Source organism: Suttonella ornithocola, from assembly GCF_001889065.1.
Taxonomy (GTDB): Bacteria; Pseudomonadota; Gammaproteobacteria; order Cardiobacteriales; family Cardiobacteriaceae; genus Suttonella_A; species Suttonella_A ornithocola.
This window is the reverse complement of the sequence record NZ_LWHB01000340.1, coordinates 1-438: the sequence shown is the minus strand read 5'-3', so window position 1 is coordinate 438 and position 438 is coordinate 1. Positions and strand designations below refer to the sequence as shown.

Below are 438 nucleotides of genomic sequence, written 5' to 3'. Positions count from 1 at the left end.
TTATCCATATTTGTTCTTGAAAGTGCTTCTCTTTTCTCTTGTGTCGGCTTTTTGGATGTTGGTTAATCTTTTTTTATGCGTTATCTTTAGTCGCTTTAGAGCATAACAAATCGCTGATTGCGAGCAATTAAAACGTCTAGCGCTTTCCCATTGGTAATCATCGGGATACTGCTCAATATCCTTAAGCAAGGCTTCATCATCAATCTTTGAGGGCTTACGCTCAGTAAAGATGGGGATTTTTAATCCAGCTATGGACGGTGAATTTGCTGATCTTGTAGTGCTTTGCAACAGCGCGCCAAGTTTCTCCATTAGCAATATCGTTAAGAATTTTCTGTCGGAATTGGCGGCAGTAGGTCATAGGATATGCTCAGTTTGTTTTTGATAATTCTACTACAAGTTGTTCTTTATATCTGCTTTGGATAGATTGGATTATAAGTG

Annotated in this window: 2 protein-coding genes; both read right to left on the bottom strand. The window is 38.4% G+C overall.

What is annotated here, in order from left to right:
* Positions 1–231: an IS630 transposase-related protein gene (locus A5N85_RS18095; protein WP_282956005.1), complete on the bottom strand. Its 231-nt coding sequence runs from the start codon at positions 229–231 to the stop codon at positions 1–3.
* Positions 221–358, bottom strand: coding sequence for a helix-turn-helix domain-containing protein (locus A5N85_RS18090; protein WP_084601566.1), 138 nt, complete (start codon positions 356–358; stop codon positions 221–223). The genes A5N85_RS18095 and A5N85_RS18090 overlap by 11 nt, the downstream gene beginning before the upstream one ends.
* Positions 359–438: the final 80 nt, after the last annotated feature.

Bases quoted from the DNA above. Each gene is read 5' to 3' on its own strand.
- A5N85_RS18090 (WP_084601566.1), bottom strand. From the start codon at position 358: ATGACCTACTGCCGCCAATTCCGACAGAAAATTCTTAACGATATTGCT.